Genomic DNA, 18,759 nt, shown 5'->3' with positions numbered 1-18,759 from the left:
TCAGAAGGGGATTTACCCCTTCTGACTGCATCAAGATGCAGCAGCTCCTAATGCAGCTGCTACTTTCTCAAGTGTAGAAACATCTGTCACATCAAATACAATCCACTGGCGGCTCTTAACCACAAGGGTGCCAAATTCTCGATCCTTGTTTTTAATTGGAAAGGCCAGCTGGCTTTGCATCGTTTCCTTTTTATCAGGAAGAGAAGATGCGTGTGCGCTCAACACTTTTTCCTCACCATCGTAAAAATAAATACCTGCCCAGTCTATGTACTCTACTTTCTCGCAAAGAGTCCGTACGGTTTCTGTACAAGATTCTGCAAGAGCCTGGTTACGGTAAATAGAAGAAAGTACACGGATGGAAGCTATATCAGTTGCAATAGACAATAGTATCCCCCTCTTCACTCAATCTATATCTATTGTAACAAAAGCAGTTAACCTATAGGTCTAGCAAGTTTAGGAAATATTTCAGTCAATTGTTACGGATGAACAAATAAATAATCAAGCCGAGAATCGGGAAGAATAGAGTGCCGATTAAAACGATGAGTGCGAATTCTTTACTGTTGCCTTTCTTAACCGCATCACGGTATGCCCAAATGCTAGTGACGATATTTAATAAAAAAAGGCCGACAACAAAGAAAAGAACAATAGGTATTAATAATAATGCTTCCATGTTTCCCCCTTATCATGAAAAAGGCCTTCAGCTTTAAACTGAAGGCTGTATCCCTATTATATTATTCATCATCCACTGGGTAAACACCGTTCTCATCGTGAACTTCACGGCCACTGAGCGGTGGATTAAAAACGCACACCATTCGCATGTCTGTCTTAGCACGCAACAAATGCTCGTCATGCTTATCTAAAGCGTACAGAGTATCTGCTGTGATTGGGTACACTTTGTTGTCACTAAGTGTTTCCACTTCGCCTTCGCCTTCAATACAATACACAGTCTCCAAGTGGTTTTGGTACCAAATGTGTGTTTCTGTGCCTGCGCGGATAATGGTGTCGTTGACAGAATACCCCATATTGTCTTTTTTCAAAATCAAGCGGCGGCTGACCCAGTTCCCATTGTCTACATTTTGTTCTGAGTTAATTACGTCTTCGAGTTTTACTACTTTCATTGTGAAACCTCCTGCATTTTTTATTTGAGTTAGTGCAAAGTAAAAGGTCCTGGAGGGTAGAAAAGTTTAAAACTCCAGGACCCGTATACCTTTATAGTGAGCGCTGGAACTAGGTAGTGACGAGGTCTTTTTCACGCACTACTTCCGTAACTGCTTTTTCAATAATTGCTAGTCCTTTCTCCAGCCCTTCATCATCAATGGTTATCGGTGGGAAAAGCTTGAAAACCTCATCACTTGGTCCAGCCGTTTCCATAATCAGTCCGTGGGTGAAGCATCTGTCTGTGACACGGTCAGAAAAACCTTCAACTTCACTTGCAATACCTTGCATAAATCCTCTGCCGCGATGGGTGCCTTTCATATTCGGATGCTTTTCAATCAAGTCATCTAAAAACTCTTGGATGCGTTTGGATTTATCCTGGACATTTTTTTCTAAGCGATCATCTTTCCAATAATTTAATGCTTCGGCAGCAGCAACGAATGCAAAGTTGTTACCACGGAAAGTACCGTTATGCTCTCCAGGTGCGAAACGGTCATAGTCCGGACGGATTAGCGTTAACGCAAGTGGAGAGCCGTTTCCGCCAATCGATTTGGACAAGCATACAATATCTGGAGTGATGCCTGCTGGTTCAAAACTGAAGAATGTACCGGTGCGACCAACACCTGCCTGAATGTCATCCACGATTAAAAGAATGTCGTGCTTACGGCAGATCTTCTCAATCTCCTGGAGCCACTCCATACGAGCCACATTTAGACCGCCTTCGCCCTGTACCGTCTCGAGAATAAAGGCTGCCGGCTTATCCATCCCACTGCCGCTGTCATCAAGCATTCGTTCAATATATTTAATGCTTTGGTCAGTGTCTTCCATAAAATTATCGTAGGGCATAGGGGTTGCGTTGTTTAATGGAACACCGGCCCCGGCACGTTTGAATGCATTACCAGTCACGGAGAGAGCACCAATTGTCATGCCATGGAACCCTTTAGTGAAGCTGACCACGTTTGTGCGTCCTGTAACTTTACGAGCAATCTTCAAGGCGCTTTCTACGGAGTTCGCCCCTGTCGGTCCAGGAAACATCACTTTATAATCAAGGTTTCGAGGTTTTAAAATAATCTCGTGAAATTTCTCTAAAAACTCTCCTTTGGCTTTGGAGGCCATATCAAGGGAGTGAGTGATCCCATCTTCTTGAATGTATTCAAGGAGTTTCTTTTTCATGTTTTCATCGTTATGTCCGTAGTTAAGCGCCCCAGCGCCAGAAAAGAAGTCAATATATTCTTTGTTATCCAAATCCCACATCTTATAGCCTTTTGCTTTATGAAATACAGTAGGAAAACCGCGGACATAACTGCGTACCTCTGATTCATGCTCTTCAAAAACGTTCAGGTTATTTTGAGTCATATATATCAAAAAAGCCTCCTTGTAATAGTTAGACGGATGATGACTATCTAATAAAATTATTTTTTAAAAGGTCCGATACGGAAGGTCAATTCAGCTTCGTGACCTTCTCCTGGAAACAAGTCTTCTGCGAAACATTCGGAAACCTCACAATTGGTTTCATACGTGCGGGCGAGCTTCTTAAAAAGAGCCTGAGAAGCTGCATTGGAAGGTGTGACAGTAGCTTCCAAATATCTCACATCGGCACTGGCAGTTCGTTCCACTAAGGCATTCAGAAGTTTGGACCCCATGCCTTTGCCACGCTGTGACGGGTCAACCCCTACTTGCCAAACGAACACTGTATCTTGTTTTTCAGGAAGGATAAAGCCTGTTACGAAGCCGACAAGCTCTCCATCTTCTTTGGCAGCTACGCAAGTTTCTGCAAAGAATTCACACATCATAATATATTTATACGATGAATTTAAATCCAAAGTGGAATTTTTAACAAGTTCCCACATTGCAGCTCCATCTTCTGCAGTTGGCTTCTCGAATGTCAGAGATGGTGTTTTCACACTTGCAGCCTTATTGTCTTTCGTACTCATATTTTTATCACCTTCGCTTTGATTAGTAGGGACCTTAATTGTGTATTCCTCCTCACACATTTTTAAAAATTCGGTAGTTACAATTTTTTCTGTCAGTCATGTTATTAATAATAGGGGGTGCGGTAAAAAAGTTCAAATGCGCTTGATGAGGATTATTTGTGATTAATTAGGTTTAGTTAGGATAGCCCCCGGTGATGCTTGCCGCGCTTATAGAATGCTGACGTATAATACGCTATGCACCGTTTTCTGGAAAAAAACTGTGATCAGAGAGTCGTTCGCATTGTTTGATTATGCTGTATCGTCGGTGTTTTCCAGTAAATCAGCGAAAGCTTCATCAAGCTCCGGGTAGGAAAAGTGGTATCCTAACGATAATGCCTTTCTTGGAATAACTTTTTGACCTTCCGTGATCAGAGTGCTCATTTCTCCGAACAATCGATGAACGAAATATGCCGGCACCGGCAGCCAGTGCGGCCGGTTTATTGTTTTTGCCAGTGTTTTTCCAAAGTTCTTCATTTTTTCTGGACAAGGTGCTGTTACATTAAGTGCTCCTTTTACTTGGTCACAAAAGATTGCAAAATTAATCAATTCAACCACATCCCGTAAGTGAACCCAAGAATACCATTGTTCGCCTGAACCGATCCGGCCGCCGGCAAACAGTTTGTAAGGGAGCAGTATCGACGGCAGAGCCCCCTCTTTGTTATCAAGGATTAAACCAAAACGTGCGTAGACAGTTCGAACACCTGCTGACTCAGCAGCAGCTGCCTCGGTTTCCCAAGCTTCACATACCGATTGCAGAAAATCTTTATTCTCCGACGGAGAGCTTTCAGTGAACACAGCTCGTTTAGACACACCATAATAGCCGACAGCAGATGCATTGATAAGTACTTTCGGTTTATAAGATAGCTCACCAATAATACGAATCACTTCTCGCGTCGCGTTGGTTCGACTTTCGAGGATCAGTTTTTTGCGACGTTTTGTCCAGCGGCTGTTAAGAGAAGCACCAGCCAGATTGATAAAAACATCTATGTTCGTGAGCTTTTGTTCAGGAACGCTCTCATCCTGAAGCCATTCTACAAAGGTGATATTTTCCTTATCCTGTTTGTTCGCTGTGTTTCTTGTTAAAATAAAAAGGTGATGTCCTTTTGCAGTAAAATATCCTGTGAGAGCAGAGCCAACCAAGCCTGTCCCCCCTGTTATTGCTATGTTCACACCTAACCCACTCCTTTGCTGCCTGAAAAAGCTCCCACCTGTTCATTACCCTTTATGAATAGGTGGGTAAACCTGATGAGGTGAAAAAATGATCATATCTAAAATTACTACCCAGAAGAAAAGCAGCGGACGCTATAATATCTATACGTACGTTAAAGATATAGAAGAATACGCCTTTAGCGTAGATGAAAGTATTCTGGTTGAATGGCAGCTGCAAAAAGGAATGGAATTGACAGACTGTGATATCGAGCACATTCTTCGTGCAGATAACGAAAGAAAAGCCTGGGAAGCCACGATTCAATATATAACGAAGACAATGAAAACAGAATATGAAATTAAACAATATCTGCACAAAAAAGATTACACCAACGAGGCGGTTTTAGCGGCTGTGGAGCGGGCAAAATCTTACGGTTACCTTGATGACAAGGAGTATGCCAATGCCTTTGTACGGAGTAAAATAGCGGCAGTAAATAAGGGGCCTGTTGTTATACAAAAAGAACTAGAGGAGAAAGGCGTGCCAGCATCCTATATAGACCAAGCCATTTCGCAGTTTACATTAGACAAACAAGTAGCTGCAGCTGTTGCTATTTTACAAAAAAAGGGGAAACAGAAAAAAAATGAATCAAACATAGCGTTTAAAAACCGTCTGACACAAACATTAATCAGAAAAGGTTACTCTCATGATGTCGTACAAGAAGCTTGGCCGAGAGCGGAAATAGAGGTGTCAGAGGAAGAAGAGAAAGTGGCTGTCGCTTCCCAAGGAGAAAAAGCTTTTAATAAATGGAAGAAAAAATACACCAGTACACAGTTAGAGAGAAAGGTAAAAGAGACTTTATACCGAAAAGGGTTCTCACTATCCTTGATTGAAAACTATTTACGTGAAAGGGAGCAAGATGAAAATGGAGAAAAGATATAGCCAAATGACAGCGCTTGAATTAAGAAATGAGATCGCTCATTTGAACGAAAAGGCAAAAAAGGCGGAGCAAATGGGAATGGTTAGTGAGTTTGCTGTGTATGAAAGAAAACGAGTGATGGCAGAAGCGTATATGTTAGATCCTGATGATTTCATGTCCGGCCAACGCTATAACATCAAGCGGGATGGGGGAACCTTTTTTATTAAATTTATAAACGGAGTGTTCGCTTGGGGGTATCGTGAGGGTTCCAATGAAGAAGAAGCCATACCAATTTCGCTGTTAGAGTAATGGAAATAACTGGAGAAAAACTACACATCAAGTTTGTTTTCTGTATAGTTTTTCTCCCTGCTTCAGCTTCTTTTCTAATGTTTCGTCACTGTAAATCCAGCCCGTATATGAAGTAGTAATAGAGAGGGATTGATCTAGCCGCACTACTGCGACAAAAGGATAATACCCCTTGCTTCGGTAACGGAGATCGATGAACTTCACTTCGTACCCACTATCGCGCTCGTGAATGAGCCAGCGGTACGTAGGTGAGAAGGAAAGGAAAGCTGCTAAGTTTCGATCTTTTTTAGCTGCCTGGATAATACGATCTCCAGGGATCGGCTCAAACGGATAACTCTCAAAATAACGGATTTTCTCATTTCGAGATTCCGTTACATGAAGCTGCTTTGGGGTACGAATGACAACGTGCCATTTATCCCAATTATAGGTTGGTGATATAAAGACGTGGGTTGCCCCCGGATGCAGTCGAGCAGCATTTCTAACGACACGATTACGTGCCCGGCATCTCCATATATAATAAAATAACAAACAGGTGTACAAGAAAAGAAATGTTTGCCCGGGTGGAGCCCCGTATCTCCATGCAAGGATGGCGAGTAAATGAGCCAAAAAGATTAATGGATCAAATATATTAATTACCCCAAATGCGATCCATCGCTTTGTAAATGGAGAGAGTGCTTGAGTACCGTACGCATTAAAGATATCCACAAACACATGTATAAATACCGCCAAAAAAGTCCACAGCCACAAGTGTAAAAAAGATATGTTCGGAGAAAAAAAGTAGATACCAGAGGCTACGACAAGCGGCCAAATAAGGACGGCCGGAATCGAATGAGTAGGCCCGCGGTGATATCGTATATAGACAGCATTGTTTTTTAATTTTAGAATGGTATCGAAATCTGGGGCTTGCGAGCCGACTATTACCGCAGCCATCACGGTCTGCATCGCCGCTGGGCTTTCAGAGACGACAGGATCCAGCATCGCTAAACCTCCGAGACCGATCCCCATTACGACATGGGTGGCGGTATCCATGATGAAGTCCTCCTTCCTGCCGGTTATCTTTCTACTGATATAGTTATACCCGATTATATAGCCTATCAAAAGGGGGGAGAAGGGTTGTATGAAATTGTTCATTATTTTGGAACAATCCTCGTTCCATTGATAACTATGACAGACGGAGCTGGTAACGATGCATATAGACGTTAATCATCTTGATATTCCGGGCTTTCAACAAAACTTAATACAATGGTATAACGAAAATAAACGAGATCTGCCGTGGAGGGAAAACCAAGATCCCTACCGCGTGTGGGTCTCCGAGGTCATGTTGCAGCAAACAAAAGTAGAGACAGTGATACCATATTATAAACGTTTTATGGAACTGTTTCCAACTCTACATGCACTTGCTGCTGCTGATGAAGATAAAGTACTAAAAGCCTGGGAAGGACTGGGATATTATTCGCGGGCGCGTAATTTGCACACAGCGGTGAAAGAAGTAGCGGCTGGGTATGGTGGCAAGGTTCCATCTTCTAAAAAGGAGTTTGCTGCCTTAAAAGGGGTGGGACCCTATACAGCAGGTGCAGTTTTGAGTATTGCATTTGAAAAGCGCGAACCGGCGGTTGACGGTAATGTGATGAGAGTGTTTTCGCGTATTCTGCTTGTCACAGATGATATTAGCAAGCCGAAAACACGTAAAAGCTTTGAGCAAACATTAACCTTATTTCTAGAGGGCGTCCAGCCATCAGAGTTTAACCAGGCGGTTATGGAACTAGGAGCATTGATTTGTACACCGAGGTCTCCAGGCTGCCTGCTATGTCCTGTTCAAATGCATTGCCGGGCGCGTGAAGAAGGGGTGCAAGAGAACTTGCCAGTAAAGGCGAAAAAAAAAGCACCGGCCGTGAAAAAGATGGCTGCCGTTATTTTGAAAAATAACAATGGCCAAACACTGTTTCATCAACGTGGAGAAACTGGCCTTTTAGCGCGGTTATGGGAATATCCAAATCTAGAAGTACCAGCCGGTCAAACAAGTGAAGAAGTGCTGGAAGCGTTTTTAGAGCATGATTATGGCCTGAGAGCATCTATTATTAAACCACTGCAGCATGTAGAACATATATTTTCTCATTTAGTATGGAATATTACTGTATATGAAGCGAGGCTTCTAGAAGAAGAACAGTTGCACTCTAAAGGGGAATGGCTATATTTACATGAAGCTGAGCGGCACACCTTTCCGGTTTCTCATCAAAAAATTCTACATAGACAGATACAGAGAGAGGGGTAAGTATGGATTTAGGGCTGCAAAATAAAAATGTGCTAATCACAGGAGGGTCTCGCGGGATAGGAAAAGGCATTGCCAGCGCCTTTCTGGAAGAGGGAGCTGAAGTCACTGTAATTGCTCGTTCGAAAGAAAGTCTCCAAGAAGCAAAAAAAGAATTAAAACAAGTACACACGATACAGGCGGATCTCTTACATGCTGCTGATCGGGAAGCTGCTTTTCAAGCGTACCAAGAAAAAGCCGGATCGATTGATGTACTAATTAATAACGTTGGCGGCAGTAATGGAGGGTTGATATCTGAGACGTCCTTACAAGAATTTGAAGAAGCGATGCACCTTAATTATTTTTCCGCGGTGCATTTTAGCAAATTGGCATTCCCTTTCATGAAGAAACAACAATCGGGGAGTATTGTGAACATTTCTTCGATCTACGGCCGCGAATCGGGAGGCAAAGCGACATATAATAATGCGAAGGCTGCAATGATTAGTTTTACGAAGGCACTCGCAAATGAAGCTTTTTCTGATGGGGTACGAGTGAATTCAGTTGCTCCCGGGGCAATATTACATCCAGAAGGTAACTGGCAAAAACGTCTTGAAGAAGATCCGGAACGAATTCAAGCATTTGTCCGCCGTGAGATCCCGGGCGGTAGATTTGGCAAGGTGGAGGAAGTCGCGAATGTTGTCGTATTTTTAGCGTCTAACAAGGCATCTTGGGTAACGGGGGCTTGTATAAATGTGGACGGCGGACAAGCAAAAATGAACATGTAAAGGAAAAGTGCTATGTTCTGTTCATTTGTTCGAGCTGTTCTTTTGTTACAGGAGTTCCGAACTCATAAATCTTTTGAAAAACTTTATCGAGTCCGTGTTGGAATTCGTTCAAATCTTCAATGGTCTCATTCTCATCAAAGTGTTCGAACGTGAACAAATTATGAGCTTCCAAGTCATGAGCGCGAGCTTCTTTTAAAAGTGTTTGAATTTCTGACAGTTCATCAGGCGTTACTTCGATTTCATATTGAATAATTGTGCTGTCAGGAATTCGTACTGGGCTGACATCATCCATGCTGACTGGATGTAAGTTCACATAATACTTCTTTTTTTCCATAGTAAAATCTCCTCCTCTTCATGCCGTTAATGTGTGCAGGAGAAGCTTTTTTATACAGTAAGCCGTCTCTTCGGGAGAGACGGCTTACTAGGTGGAAATAATTCCTTGCTGCTGGAAAAATCTTTTTGTTTCCGGTGTGCCGAGTTCATATATTTTCTCGAACAGTTTTTTTGTCTCCACATTTAATTCTGATTTTGCACGATCTTCTTTAGGTTCATCATGCACGCGTTCTAAGACAAGCGAAGGGGTGACATCCTCATGCTCAGCTGCATCCAGCCGTTTTTCTAATTCTAATTTCTCAGCAGGCGTTGCTTTGATCGTATACTGAATTGTGTTATCGTCAGGTTTCACACTAGAGATTCTCGTCAACGTTGGGTGCAGCTGTACGTAATAAGTAGTTCTCTCCATAATGAGATCTCTCCTTTTTTAGATTTCAAAGACATATACCCGCAACGAAGCAAATTTACACGAACTTTATTTTGAACAGGAGGAAAACGAATGGACAACAAAGTGGCTTTAGTAACAGGTGGCAGTAGGGGAATTGGCAGGGAGATTGCCATAAAGTTAGCGAAAAACGGGTACAATATTGCAGTGAACTACGCTCGAAGCAAAAGTGCTGCATTGGAGACAGCATCCGTTATTGAGGAATATGGAGTAAAAGCGCTCGTTTTAAAGGCAAACGTTGGAAAAAAAGAAAAAATAACTGAAATGTTTGCTGCTATAAGAGAAGAATTTGGCCGTCTCGATGTTTTAATTAACAACGCGGCTTCTGGAGTATTACGCCCGGCTTTGGAGTTGGAAGAGAGTCATTGGGACTGGACAATGGATATTAACAGTAAAGCTCTGTTATTTTGTGCACAGGAAGCAGTGAAACTTATGGAGGTACATAATGAAGGTAAAATAATCAGCCTTAGTTCACTCGGCTCACAGCGATATTTACCAAACTACACGGCTGTCGGTGTTTCCAAGGCGGCGGTTGAGGCTCTGACAAGATATTTAGCGGTAGAGCTTGCGGATAGGAACATTATCGTAAATGCAGTTTCGGGCGGAGCGGTCGATACAGCGGCACTTACTCATTTCCCTAATCGTGAACAGCTCTTAGAAGAGGCGAAACAAAGGACACCGGCGGGGAGAATGGTTGATAAAGAAGACTTGGCGAACGCTGTTATGTTCTTGCTCTCCGAAGAAGCAACAATGATCCGAGGACAGACCCTTGTGGTAGACGGCGGTATTTCACTGCTTACGTAAACGAATTTTTTCTACTTTCACATGGATATTTTCTCTCTTCAAGGGGAGATTAAGGGATGTGGAGGTGATGATAATGGCTAAAGGACAAAACGAAGCTTCAAAAACAAATGTAAAGAAAGTGCGTCAGCAGAACCAGGCAGCTGAGCAAGGACAAGGAACTGAGGAATTTGCCAGCGAAACTGATGCGCAAGAAGTAAGAAAACAAAACCAAAAAGCACAACAAAAAAAGTCACAGCAGTAATCGGGATTAAAAAAAGCTCTTTGGAAGGGGTCGCCTTTCAAAGAGCTTTTTTAACGCTCGATGAATACTGCATGTTTAAAACCTCGGAAATACATACTCCACTAAAAACCATAAAAATCCAAAAAAGATAATAACATATGCCAAGTATTTTATAAATGTTGAGGCAACATGAGATTTGTCTTCCTTTTTGTCAATATGCCGCTCTTCATATTCGTGATCGGGAGTTCTTCCTGGCATAAAATCGTCCTCCTCTAAATCTTGATTTATCAGTTCAGATTCCCACGACCTACATAGAATAAACATAACGTGTCCTTCTTTTAAGAAACTGACTTAATAAGGTGAGTCAGTTTTCTTTACCGAATACAAGCTGTATAATAAATCAATAGACAGATTAGGAAGATAGGAAGGAGAAGGGCATGGATTTCCCCGAGAATGGAAGAGAGATTGAAATTCATAGTTACAAACATAATGGGACCCTTCACCGTGTCTGGGAGGAGACCCTGATTTTACAAGGTACTTCAAAGGAAATTATCTGTGGAAACGATCGTATATTAGTTCATGAATCGGACGGCCGTGCGTGGCGTACAAGAGAGCCGGCTGTCTGTTATTTTAATAGAAATAAATGGTTCAATGTAATAGGCATGGTTCGCGCAGACGGCATTCACTATTATTGCAATTTAGGTACACCATTTGTTTGGGATGAAGAAGCTTTAAAATATATTGATTATGACCTTGACATAAAAGTATATCCCGATATGACGTATCAACTGCTTGATGAAGATGAATACGAGCAACATAAGGAAGAAATGAACTATCCGAGAGAAATTGATCATAAGATCAAAGAATCCGTCCAAGAACTTCAAAGTTGGATTTTTCAACGGAAAGGGCCTTTTTCTCCGTACTTTGTTGAGAAGTGGTATGAACGTTTTTTGTTTTTCCGTTAATAACTGAATCGATTTCATAAGTGATTAATTATCATAAATACGAACGATCATACAGAATTTTTGTTTAGTATAAAATTGTAAATGCGTAACGGAAGGCGGCGACGCCAACGGGAACAGCACGAGTCCGAAAATCCTGGACCGAGACGATGGAACAAAGGCTAAGATCACCACGTCCTGTGGCAACGCCTTTGTGACCAACATTCTGTTGGCCCGAGTAACACTGTTTTTTGTACGATAGAGGTGAAAGATGGAAAGTATTAAAAGGTATCTCCAATTCGTCAGTCCTTATAAAAAGATAATATTTTTTACGATTGGTATCGGTATTTTGAAGTTCGGTATTCCGCTTTTAACCCCTTTAATTCTCGCTCATGTCATTGACGATATTATTTTGGCAGAGGGAATGGGAGAACAAGAGAAAATAAATACTTTGCTGTGGATTGTTGGAGGAGCTATTGTTCTGTTTCTCGTTCTACGACCACCAATAGAGTATTACCGTCAGTATTATGCTCAATGGACCGCCAGCAAAATCCTGTACGATATTCGTGACAATTTGTTTGCGCATATTCAGAAATTAAGTCTGCGTTTTTATTCGAACCGGAAAGCGGGAGAAATCATCTCGCGGGTAATAAATGACGTAGAACAAACAAAAAGTTTTGTCATTACAGGTTTAATGAATATATGGCTTGACATGATAACGATATTAATAGCTATTGGTATCATGTTAAGTATGAATGTCTGGCTCACAGTGGTGGCGTTAACGCTGTTTCCTTTATACATCTTTTCTATTAAATATTTTTATTCCAGACTTCGCCACCTCACTGCGGTACGGTCTCAAGCACTTGCTGAGGTACAAGGTCATCTGCATGAACGAGTACAAGGAATGAACGTGATCCGAAGTTTTGCTTTGGAGGATTATGAACAGCAGCAATTTGATAAACGGAATCATCATTTTCTAGATAGAGCGATTGACCATTCAAAGTGGAATGCTAAAACATTTGCCGTTGTTAATACGATTACAGATATTGCACCGTTGATCGTTATCTTGACAGCTGGTTATTTTGTATTAACATCCGGTCTGGAAATTGGGGCCATGGTGGCATTTGTTTCCTACATGGAGCGTTTGTATAACCCGCTTAGAAGGTTGGTCAATTCCTCGACCACTTTAACGCAGTCTATTGCCTCTATGGATCGTGTTTTTGAGTTTGCTGATGAGAAATATGACATTCAGGATAAAGAGAATGCGTTACAGCTCGAACATACATCAGGAGCCATTGACTTTGAAAACGTTAGTTTCTCTTATGAAGAAGATAGTACGGAAGTTCTTGCAGGAATTGATTTAGCCGTAAAGCCAGGAGAGACGATTGCACTTGTAGGAATGAGTGGCGGGGGGAAGAGTACACTTGTTAGTCTTATTCCGCGCTTTTACGATGTGACCTCTGGCGTTTTAAAGTTAGACGGAAAGGATGTTAAAGAATATCAAGTGCGGTCGTTGCGGGATAAAATTGGTATGGTTCTGCAAGACAATGTACTATTTAGTGATTCCGTTAAAATGAACATATTAATGGGAAATCCATATGCTTCTGATGAGGAAGTGAGGAAGGCGGCAAAAGCAGCCAATGCCGATCATTTTATACAAGAACTTCCCCAAGGGTACGACACTCCGGTAGGTGAGAGAGGGGTAAAACTATCCGGCGGACAAAAGCAACGGATTGCAATCGCGCGAGTATTCCTTAAAAATCCTCCAATCCTGATTTTTGATGAAGCTACGTCAGCGCTCGACTTAGAAAGTGAGCATCTTATTCAGGAAGCGATGGAACTATTAGCGGAGGACAGAACAACTTTCATCGTCGCTCATCGCCTTTCTACCATCACGCATGCGGATAGAATCGTAGTTGTGGAAAATGGAAGGATCGCGGAAGTAGGAAACCATCACGAACTAATGAATAAGGAAGGACCTTATAAGAAACTGTTTGAGGTTCAATATGTATAATGGATGTAAAGAAAGAGGCGTTCCCGATTACGGGGGAACGCCTCTACTCGTTTCTTGCTTCCGGTTCAATCTCAACGGTATTATCATCTTTGTGGTAACGAAAGAAGCTTTCCACGAGCAAGTCCAAGTGCTCAAGCTGTTCATTATACTCAATGATGTGGGAAATGATGGGAAGAACACGTAACCATTGCTCACGACTGATTTCATAGTTGTCGTATAAATCCATAAATAAATCGGTTAGTGACTCTCTCCCTTCATCGACCTCTTCAGCCATATCCTCTGTTAATTGGATATTTACTTTGCCGATATACCGAAGTAAAATCCGATCGTGGTAATCAGTTAAATGATGAAGTTGCTGTTGTATTAGTTTCTGTATTTGGTCTGGCATAAGCTGCAGTTCATTTTCATAGCGATCCAACGTTTTTAAAATCAAAAAGGCTTTACGCAGAACTAGAATCATCTGTTTAAATAAGACGGTCTTCCGAGCCTTTGCAAGTTTCGTTCGTCGGAAATAATTTCTTTCCTCTTTATATAGAAGGTAATAGTTATCTAATTTAATTAGGGCTTCATTTAATAGCGGAATCTCTTGTTTGAGGGACTGTTGATTCACTTCATGTCTTGTGAGCAGGCGTATCCAGCGAATGACATCTTCCGTCAAGCCGGCAGTTTTGAAATATAATCTCGTTTCATGTTTTGGCGGAAGAAAAACTAAGTTGACAACGAAAGCAGCAAGTACTCCGAGCATAATTAGTGAAAATCTTTCAAAAGCATATAGAAAGAAACCGTCCTGTGGATTGCCCATAATAATGATGATCGTGACAAGAGCAAGTGAAATGGCTGATTGTTCAAGCTTTAATTTCAAAATAACTGCAATCGCAAACATGACTGCTGTGCCGATAACAAACGGCTCGTGCCCAAAAGTAACTGCAAACAAAATCGCGATCGCTGCTCCGATTACATTGGCTTGTGCTTGTTCCAGGATAGTCTGGAAAGATTTAAATATAGATGGCTGAATGGCAAATGTCGCTGCAATGGCTGCATAAAAAGACGGCTGAATACCTGTCCAAGAAGCGATATACATTGCTAGCACAATCGCTAATCCTGTTTTTAAAATTCTAGCCCCTAATTTCATAGGAAGCGACGAATCCTTTCTTTCCAATCGGTATTGCCGACAGGGTATTTAAAGACAATTCATTATTTCTTAAACGCCCACCTATATCATATCTCTTTTTGGATTTCTTTAAACGATTGTTCAGCGGCTGTTAAAGTGTCAACAATATCAGACTCTTGGTGGGCCGTTGTAATAAACCAGGCTTCGTATTTAGAAGGGGCAAGGTTTATTTTTCTGTGAAGCATTTTCTTGAAGAATGTTGCAAATAACTCACCATCACTCTCCTGTGCTTCTTCATAGTTTGTAACTTTTCTTTCCGTAAAAAACAAAGTTAGTGCACCTTTTAAGCGATTCACCGTTGCGGGAATCCTATAATTATTAATTAACTCTAGTAAACCATCTTCGAGTTGTTGACCGAGATTATCTAGTTTTTCATAAGTGCCTTTTTCTTGTAAAACTTCTAAGCAAGCAATCCCGGCACTAATAGATGCCGGATTTCCGGACATCGTTCCTGCTGAATAAGCTGGACCGAGGGGGGCGACACTTTCCATGATTTCGGCACGCCCTCCGTAAGCCCCGATAGGAAGGCCGCCTCCGATGATTTTACCCATTGCTGTCATGTCTGGTGTCAACCCAAGCAAGTGTTGGGCACTACCATACGTGAAGCGAAAAGCGGTTATTACTTCATCATAAATGATCAAAGCGCCTTTATTGTGAGTAAGGGAATGCACTTTTTCAAGGAATCCAGGTTGTGGTTCAACAATCCCAAAGTTCCCGACAATAGGCTCAACTAGTACGGCAGCTACCTCATCCCCCCATTTGTCTATTGCCCTTTCAAAAGCCTCCGCATCATTAAAGGGAACAGTTATAACCTCTTCCGCAATGTTCTTGGTAACGCCGGCAGAATCAGGTGACCCTAGCGTGGATGGACCGGAGCCCGCCGCCACGAGGACGAGGTCGGAATGGCCGTGGTAACAGCCGGCAAATTTAATAATTTTGTTGCGGCCGGTAAAAGCTCTGGCTACACGAATGGTTGTCATAACGGCTTCTGTACCTGAATTAACAAATCGAACTTTTTCTAGTGAAGGAACGGCATCTTTCAACATCATCGCAAATTTGTTTTCCAATTTTGTTGGTGTTCCGTAGAGAGTCCCGTTTTCTGCAGCCTTTTTAATCGCAGCAGTGATATGAGGATGAGCGTGTCCTGTGATGATAGGACCGTATGCACCAAGATAATCGATATAACGATTTCCATCTACATCATAAAAGTAGGCTCCTTCTCCTTTCTCCATAAATACAGGTATGCCGCCGCCCACACCTTTATAAGAGCGTGAAGGGCTGTTGACACCTCCTACAATATGCTCGCAAGCTTCTTTATGTAAGTATTCAGATTGAGTTGTTTTCATAAGACATCCTCCATTTCAAAAAAATCACCAATGTTTATTGTATCACGTACGTTTCATCCGTTGCTAAATAACATGATGTTTGTTGAAACTCACGAAAAAAGGTACCCTAACAATAGATTAAAGTCTTATAGAGAGGACGATTATTATGACAGCAAATCAGGGAGAAACAGCTCCAGACTTCACATTACCGGCAAGCAATGGAGAGAAAATCAGTCTGTCGGATTATAAAGGAAAAAATGTAGTTCTTTATTTTTACCCAAAAGACATGACGCCAGGGTGTACAATAGAAGCTTGCGATTTTCGAGACTACAGCCAAAACTTCGAGAAAAATAATACAGTAGTATTAGGTATCAGCCCCGATCCTATTGAAAAACATCTGAAATTTATTGAGAAGCATGACATTCCTTTTTTACTTTTGGCTGACGAAGAAAAACAAGTTGCCAAGGCTTATGGTGTATGGCAGTTGAAGAAGAATTTTGGTAAGGAATACATGGGGATCGTTCGCTCTACTTTTATCATTGATAAGGATGGAACGATTGTAAAAGAGTGGCGCAATGTAAAAGTACCAAATCACGTAAGAGAAGTCAGTGATTATATACAAGAGTGTATCATAACAAAATAGGCGAGAATCAAATAATGAATCAGCTGTTCTGAGATTTTTCTCGTATCTAATAAGGGTGAGAGATAGTAAAAGGGAAGTGGGAGGATAGTAAAAATGAAGTTAATGGTCTGTATCGTAAACAATTTTTACACAGCGGAATTAGAAAGTCGGATGGAAAGCAAGGGATATCGAATGACAGAATTATCAAGCAGCGGAGGGTTTTTAAAAAGAGGAAATACAACATTTTTATTTGGAATTGAAGATGAGCAAATTGACCAGTTGAAGAAAGATTTGAAGGAAACATGCATATCCTATGAACAGGTTAAAGGAAAACGGGCTGAGACAACAAACCGCTACACTGCTTTTGTTTTAAACATGCATGAAGCACTATACCTTTCCGAACTGACAAAATAAGGGCAGTGACTTTTGTTGACAACCCTTGTAACTACCAGTAAAATTAATTGTAAGAATTACAATGTAATAATTGTTTTACTAGGAGAGGGGTGCATGACGATGGCGAACGAACGACTTCAGGAAGCAATTGATGCTTTGAAAAGCACGAAGGTTCGCATGACTCCGCAACGTCATGCCATATTGGAATACTTGTATAATTCAATGAGTCATCCGACGGCAGACGAAATATATAAGGCCTTAGAAGGTAAATTCCCTAATATGAGCGTTGCGACGGTTTATAATAACCTTCGTGTGTTCAAGGAGGTTGGCATTGTAAAAGAGCTTACCTATGGAGACGCATCGAGCCGATTTGATTGTGTAACTACAGATCATTATCACGTGATATGTTCTGAATGTGGTAAAATCGTGGATTTTCATTACCCGGGGTTAAATGAAGTAGAAGCTTTAGCAAAGCATGTTACAGGTTTTCAAGTGAACAGCCACCGAATGGAAGTATACGGTACGTGTCCCGAGTGCAATGGTTCTATGCCACACTAAAAATACGGCTTAACGTTTTTGGGTGAGAAATTTAAAAAAAGACTGTCCCGGTTCTGATGCGGTAGGACAGTCTTTTTATTTTTCGTTGATCTTAATGATTAAAGTTTTTTCGATTGTATTTGGGGTCAAGTTCTTTACCTTCAAGTTTCGGGTCAAGAGTGAGTGGTTCGTTGCAGTACATACAAACGTCTACCCGGCCAAGAATTTTTGTGACTTTTTTGCAGGTGGGGCATTCTACCTGTACTGTGTTCGTAGAAACCATGCCGATCCAAAAATAAACAACACTGCTTGCTATCACAAAAATAAAACCAAGTAACATGGATATGGTCATTATAATAGGTGAAGATTTAAAAAAGATGCCAATATACATAATGAAGATACCAATGAATACAAGAGATAAAGCGAATGTTCTGATACGATTTATTTTACTAGATGCTTTAGCTGCCATACTATAACCTCCTGGAAAAATATTATAGCATAGCAGCGGCTGAAATCATACTTGTCCATATTAAATGAATGCGCCCAACATAGTTATGAACGCTAGATCTATACTTTAGCCTATTTTTGTAAATCATTTGCAACCACTTCCAAGCGCTATAGGCGGACAGGCTCATTTACAAACGGGACACGAGTGTGACATCAATTCGAAACTTCATTTACGCTCGTTCTCACTTTTGCTTCTTTACTAATTTTGCGCCGAATAACTCACGCGCAGAACGTACACATTTTTATTCAGAAGTTCCGTATCTGACCCGACGCACGCTGGGATCGCTGTTTGATGCTCATTTCACTCGTGAGTTTAGACATACATATTAAATGAGTTAAGTTTAGTTAAGTATTGCCCCATCCAAATAGTATTATGGTATATAATATATAGAAGATACTTGTCTATATAAATTATTTTATTAATAAGTGTTGACTCTTATTTCTGTTGGTGATATATTATTCATTGTCGCTGTTAACGCGGCGGCAAGCGAAGCAAAAACACACTTGAAAATAATTTTTAAAAAAGTATTGACTTATTCGACGGAAGTCGATATAATGTAAAAGTCGCCAAAACAAGCGACGGGTTGTCCTTTGAAAATTGAATGAAAGTCAAGCGTCTGTTAATTTCTTTTAATAGAAACAAATTAGAGTTAGGAATTCGGTATGTCACGTGAGTGACGGATCTGAATTTTGCACACAGTGCAGCACAAACTTTCATGGAGAGTTTGATCCTGGCTCAGGACGAACGCTGGCGGCGTGCCTAATACATGCAAGTCGAGCGCGGGAAGCAGGCAGATCCCTTCGGGGTGATGCCTGTGGAACGAGCGGCGGACGGGTGAGTAACACGTGGGCAACCTGCCTTAGAGACGGGGATAACTCCGGGAAACCGGGGCTAATACCCGATAATCGGCAAGATT

The 18,759-nt window shown here is 41.4% G+C and carries 24 protein-coding genes and 1 rRNA gene; 12 read left to right on the top strand and 13 right to left on the bottom strand.

What is annotated here, in order from left to right; genetic code table 11:
* Positions 1-30 precede the first annotated feature (30 nt).
* From LOR49_RS07620 to LOR49_RS07595, 6 genes are all read right to left on the bottom strand, one after another.
* On the bottom strand, positions 31-384 hold the full coding sequence (locus LOR49_RS07620; RefSeq protein ID WP_240375793.1) for a GAF domain-containing protein: 354 nt from the start codon (positions 382-384) through the stop codon (positions 31-33).
* A gap of 85 nt (positions 385-469) precedes the next feature.
* Positions 470-670: a PLDc N-terminal domain-containing protein gene (locus tag LOR49_RS07615; protein WP_240375791.1), complete on the bottom strand. Its 201-nt coding sequence runs from the start codon at positions 668-670 to the stop codon at positions 470-472.
* Positions 671-731: 61 nt separating this feature from the next.
* Complete coding sequence (locus LOR49_RS07610; protein WP_240375790.1) at positions 732-1,118, bottom strand: ectoine synthase; 387 nt, start codon at positions 1,116-1,118, stop codon at positions 732-734.
* A gap of 109 nt (positions 1,119-1,227) precedes the next feature.
* Positions 1,228-2,511, bottom strand: a complete 1,284-nt coding sequence (gene ectB / locus LOR49_RS07605) for a diaminobutyrate--2-oxoglutarate transaminase (protein ID WP_240375789.1) — start codon at positions 2,509-2,511, stop codon at positions 1,228-1,230.
* Positions 2,512-2,567: 56 nt separating this feature from the next.
* Positions 2,568-3,089, bottom strand: coding sequence for a diaminobutyrate acetyltransferase (ectA, locus tag LOR49_RS07600; protein ID WP_240375787.1), 522 nt, complete (start codon positions 3,087-3,089; stop codon positions 2,568-2,570).
* 288 nt (positions 3,090-3,377) lie between these two features.
* Positions 3,378-4,298, bottom strand: a complete 921-nt coding sequence (locus tag LOR49_RS07595; protein WP_240375786.1) for a TIGR01777 family oxidoreductase — start codon at positions 4,296-4,298, stop codon at positions 3,378-3,380.
* An 88-nt stretch (positions 4,299-4,386) separates the two neighbouring features.
* Here LOR49_RS07595 and LOR49_RS07590 point away from each other — a divergent pair, with 88 nt between their 5' ends.
* Both LOR49_RS07590 and LOR49_RS07585 read left to right on the top strand, forming a co-directional pair.
* Positions 4,387-5,214 (top strand): RecX family transcriptional regulator, encoded by an 828-nt coding sequence (locus tag LOR49_RS07590; protein WP_240375785.1) that lies wholly within the window; start codon positions 4,387-4,389, stop codon positions 5,212-5,214.
* The gene (locus tag LOR49_RS07585; protein WP_420830416.1) at positions 5,198-5,500 is read left to right on the top strand and encodes a YfhH family protein; all 303 of its coding nucleotides are present in this window, start codon (positions 5,198-5,200) and stop codon (positions 5,498-5,500) included. The genes LOR49_RS07590 and LOR49_RS07585 overlap by 17 nt, the downstream gene beginning before the upstream one ends.
* A 27-nt stretch (positions 5,501-5,527) precedes the next feature.
* Here the strand turns inward: LOR49_RS07585 and LOR49_RS07580 are convergent, their stop codons facing one another.
* Entirely contained in the window at positions 5,528-6,526 is a 999-nt protein-coding gene (locus tag LOR49_RS07580; RefSeq protein WP_240375783.1) for a metal-dependent hydrolase, read from the bottom strand.
* A gap of 157 nt (positions 6,527-6,683) precedes the next feature.
* Between LOR49_RS07580 and mutY the strand changes: the two genes are divergently transcribed.
* Together mutY and LOR49_RS07570 are read left to right on the top strand one after the other, a co-directional pair.
* Positions 6,684-7,769: an A/G-specific adenine glycosylase gene (gene mutY / locus LOR49_RS07575; RefSeq protein ID WP_240375782.1), complete on the top strand. Its 1,086-nt coding sequence runs from the start codon at positions 6,684-6,686 to the stop codon at positions 7,767-7,769.
* A 2-nt stretch (positions 7,770-7,771) separates the two neighbouring features.
* Positions 7,772-8,530: an SDR family NAD(P)-dependent oxidoreductase gene (locus LOR49_RS07570; protein WP_240375781.1), complete on the top strand. Its 759-nt coding sequence runs from the start codon at positions 7,772-7,774 to the stop codon at positions 8,528-8,530.
* A gap of 10 nt (positions 8,531-8,540) precedes the next feature.
* On the opposite strand, the gene LOR49_RS07565 is transcribed toward LOR49_RS07570, so the two are convergent.
* Positions 8,541-8,864 (bottom strand): hypothetical protein, encoded by a 324-nt coding sequence (locus tag LOR49_RS07565; RefSeq protein ID WP_240375780.1) that lies wholly within the window; start codon positions 8,862-8,864, stop codon positions 8,541-8,543.
* Between the two features lie 87 nt (positions 8,865-8,951).
* Positions 8,952-9,272 (bottom strand): hypothetical protein, encoded by a 321-nt coding sequence (locus tag LOR49_RS07560; protein ID WP_240375779.1) that lies wholly within the window; start codon positions 9,270-9,272, stop codon positions 8,952-8,954.
* Positions 9,273-9,362: 90 nt separating this feature from the next.
* Between LOR49_RS07560 and fabL the strand changes: the two genes are divergently transcribed.
* Both fabL and LOR49_RS07550 read left to right on the top strand, forming a co-directional pair.
* Entirely contained in the window at positions 9,363-10,112 is a 750-nt protein-coding gene (gene fabL, locus LOR49_RS07555; protein ID WP_240375777.1) for an enoyl-[acyl-carrier-protein] reductase FabL, read from the top strand.
* Positions 10,113-10,185: 73 nt separating this feature from the next.
* Complete coding sequence (locus LOR49_RS07550; protein WP_240375775.1) at positions 10,186-10,353, top strand: gamma-type small acid-soluble spore protein; 168 nt, start codon at positions 10,186-10,188, stop codon at positions 10,351-10,353.
* A gap of 75 nt (positions 10,354-10,428) precedes the next feature.
* On the opposite strand, the gene LOR49_RS07545 is transcribed toward LOR49_RS07550, so the two are convergent.
* On the bottom strand, positions 10,429-10,590 hold the full coding sequence (locus tag LOR49_RS07545; protein ID WP_240375773.1) for a hypothetical protein: 162 nt from the start codon (positions 10,588-10,590) through the stop codon (positions 10,429-10,431).
* A gap of 179 nt (positions 10,591-10,769) precedes the next feature.
* On the opposite strand from LOR49_RS07545, the gene ntdP reads away from it, so the two are divergent.
* Both ntdP and LOR49_RS07535 read left to right on the top strand, forming a co-directional pair.
* Positions 10,770-11,297, top strand: a complete 528-nt coding sequence (gene ntdP / locus LOR49_RS07540) for a nucleoside tri-diphosphate phosphatase (RefSeq protein ID WP_240375771.1) — start codon at positions 10,770-10,772, stop codon at positions 11,295-11,297.
* A gap of 247 nt (positions 11,298-11,544) precedes the next feature.
* On the top strand, positions 11,545-13,287 hold the full coding sequence (locus tag LOR49_RS07535; RefSeq protein ID WP_240375769.1) for an ABC transporter ATP-binding protein: 1,743 nt from the start codon (positions 11,545-11,547) through the stop codon (positions 13,285-13,287).
* A 43-nt stretch (positions 13,288-13,330) separates the two neighbouring features.
* Here LOR49_RS07535 and LOR49_RS07530 read toward each other — a convergent pair whose 3' ends face one another.
* A complete protein-coding gene (locus LOR49_RS07530) occupies positions 13,331-14,419 on the bottom strand; it encodes an FUSC family protein (RefSeq protein WP_240375767.1) in 1,089 nt (362 codons plus the stop codon).
* An 86-nt stretch (positions 14,420-14,505) separates the two neighbouring features.
* On the bottom strand, positions 14,506-15,804 hold the full coding sequence (locus LOR49_RS07525; RefSeq protein ID WP_240375765.1) for a glutamate-1-semialdehyde 2,1-aminomutase: 1,299 nt from the start codon (positions 15,802-15,804) through the stop codon (positions 14,506-14,508).
* 145 nt (positions 15,805-15,949) lie between these two features.
* Here LOR49_RS07525 and bcp point away from each other — a divergent pair, with 145 nt between their 5' ends.
* The 3 genes from bcp (at position 15,950) to perR (ending at position 17,356) form a co-directional block, all read left to right on the top strand.
* The gene (gene bcp, locus LOR49_RS07520; protein WP_240375764.1) at positions 15,950-16,426 is read left to right on the top strand and encodes a thioredoxin-dependent thiol peroxidase; all 477 of its coding nucleotides are present in this window, start codon (positions 15,950-15,952) and stop codon (positions 16,424-16,426) included.
* A 93-nt stretch (positions 16,427-16,519) separates the two neighbouring features.
* Complete coding sequence (locus LOR49_RS07515) at positions 16,520-16,819, top strand: cyclic-di-AMP receptor (protein ID WP_240375762.1); 300 nt, start codon at positions 16,520-16,522, stop codon at positions 16,817-16,819.
* Between the two features lie 99 nt (positions 16,820-16,918).
* Entirely contained in the window at positions 16,919-17,356 is a 438-nt protein-coding gene (gene perR, locus LOR49_RS07510; RefSeq protein WP_240375760.1) for a peroxide-responsive transcriptional repressor PerR, read from the top strand.
* A 91-nt stretch (positions 17,357-17,447) separates the two neighbouring features.
* Here perR and LOR49_RS07505 read toward each other — a convergent pair whose 3' ends face one another.
* Positions 17,448-17,804, bottom strand: a complete 357-nt coding sequence (locus LOR49_RS07505; protein ID WP_240375759.1) for a YgzB family protein — start codon at positions 17,802-17,804, stop codon at positions 17,448-17,450.
* Positions 17,805-18,555: 751 nt separating this feature from the next.
* On the opposite strand from LOR49_RS07505, the gene LOR49_RS07500 reads away from it, so the two are divergent.
* Positions 18,556-18,759: ribosomal RNA gene (locus LOR49_RS07500) — 16S ribosomal RNA — on the top strand; the annotation flags it as partial.

The sequence above is a fragment of the Bacillus piscicola genome (assembly GCF_022458745.1).
Lineage (GTDB): Bacteria > Bacillota > Bacilli > Bacillales > Marinococcaceae > Alteribacillus_A > Alteribacillus_A piscicola.
Note: the sequence above shows the minus strand (reverse complement) of the source record. Positions and strands in the feature narration are given on the sequence as shown.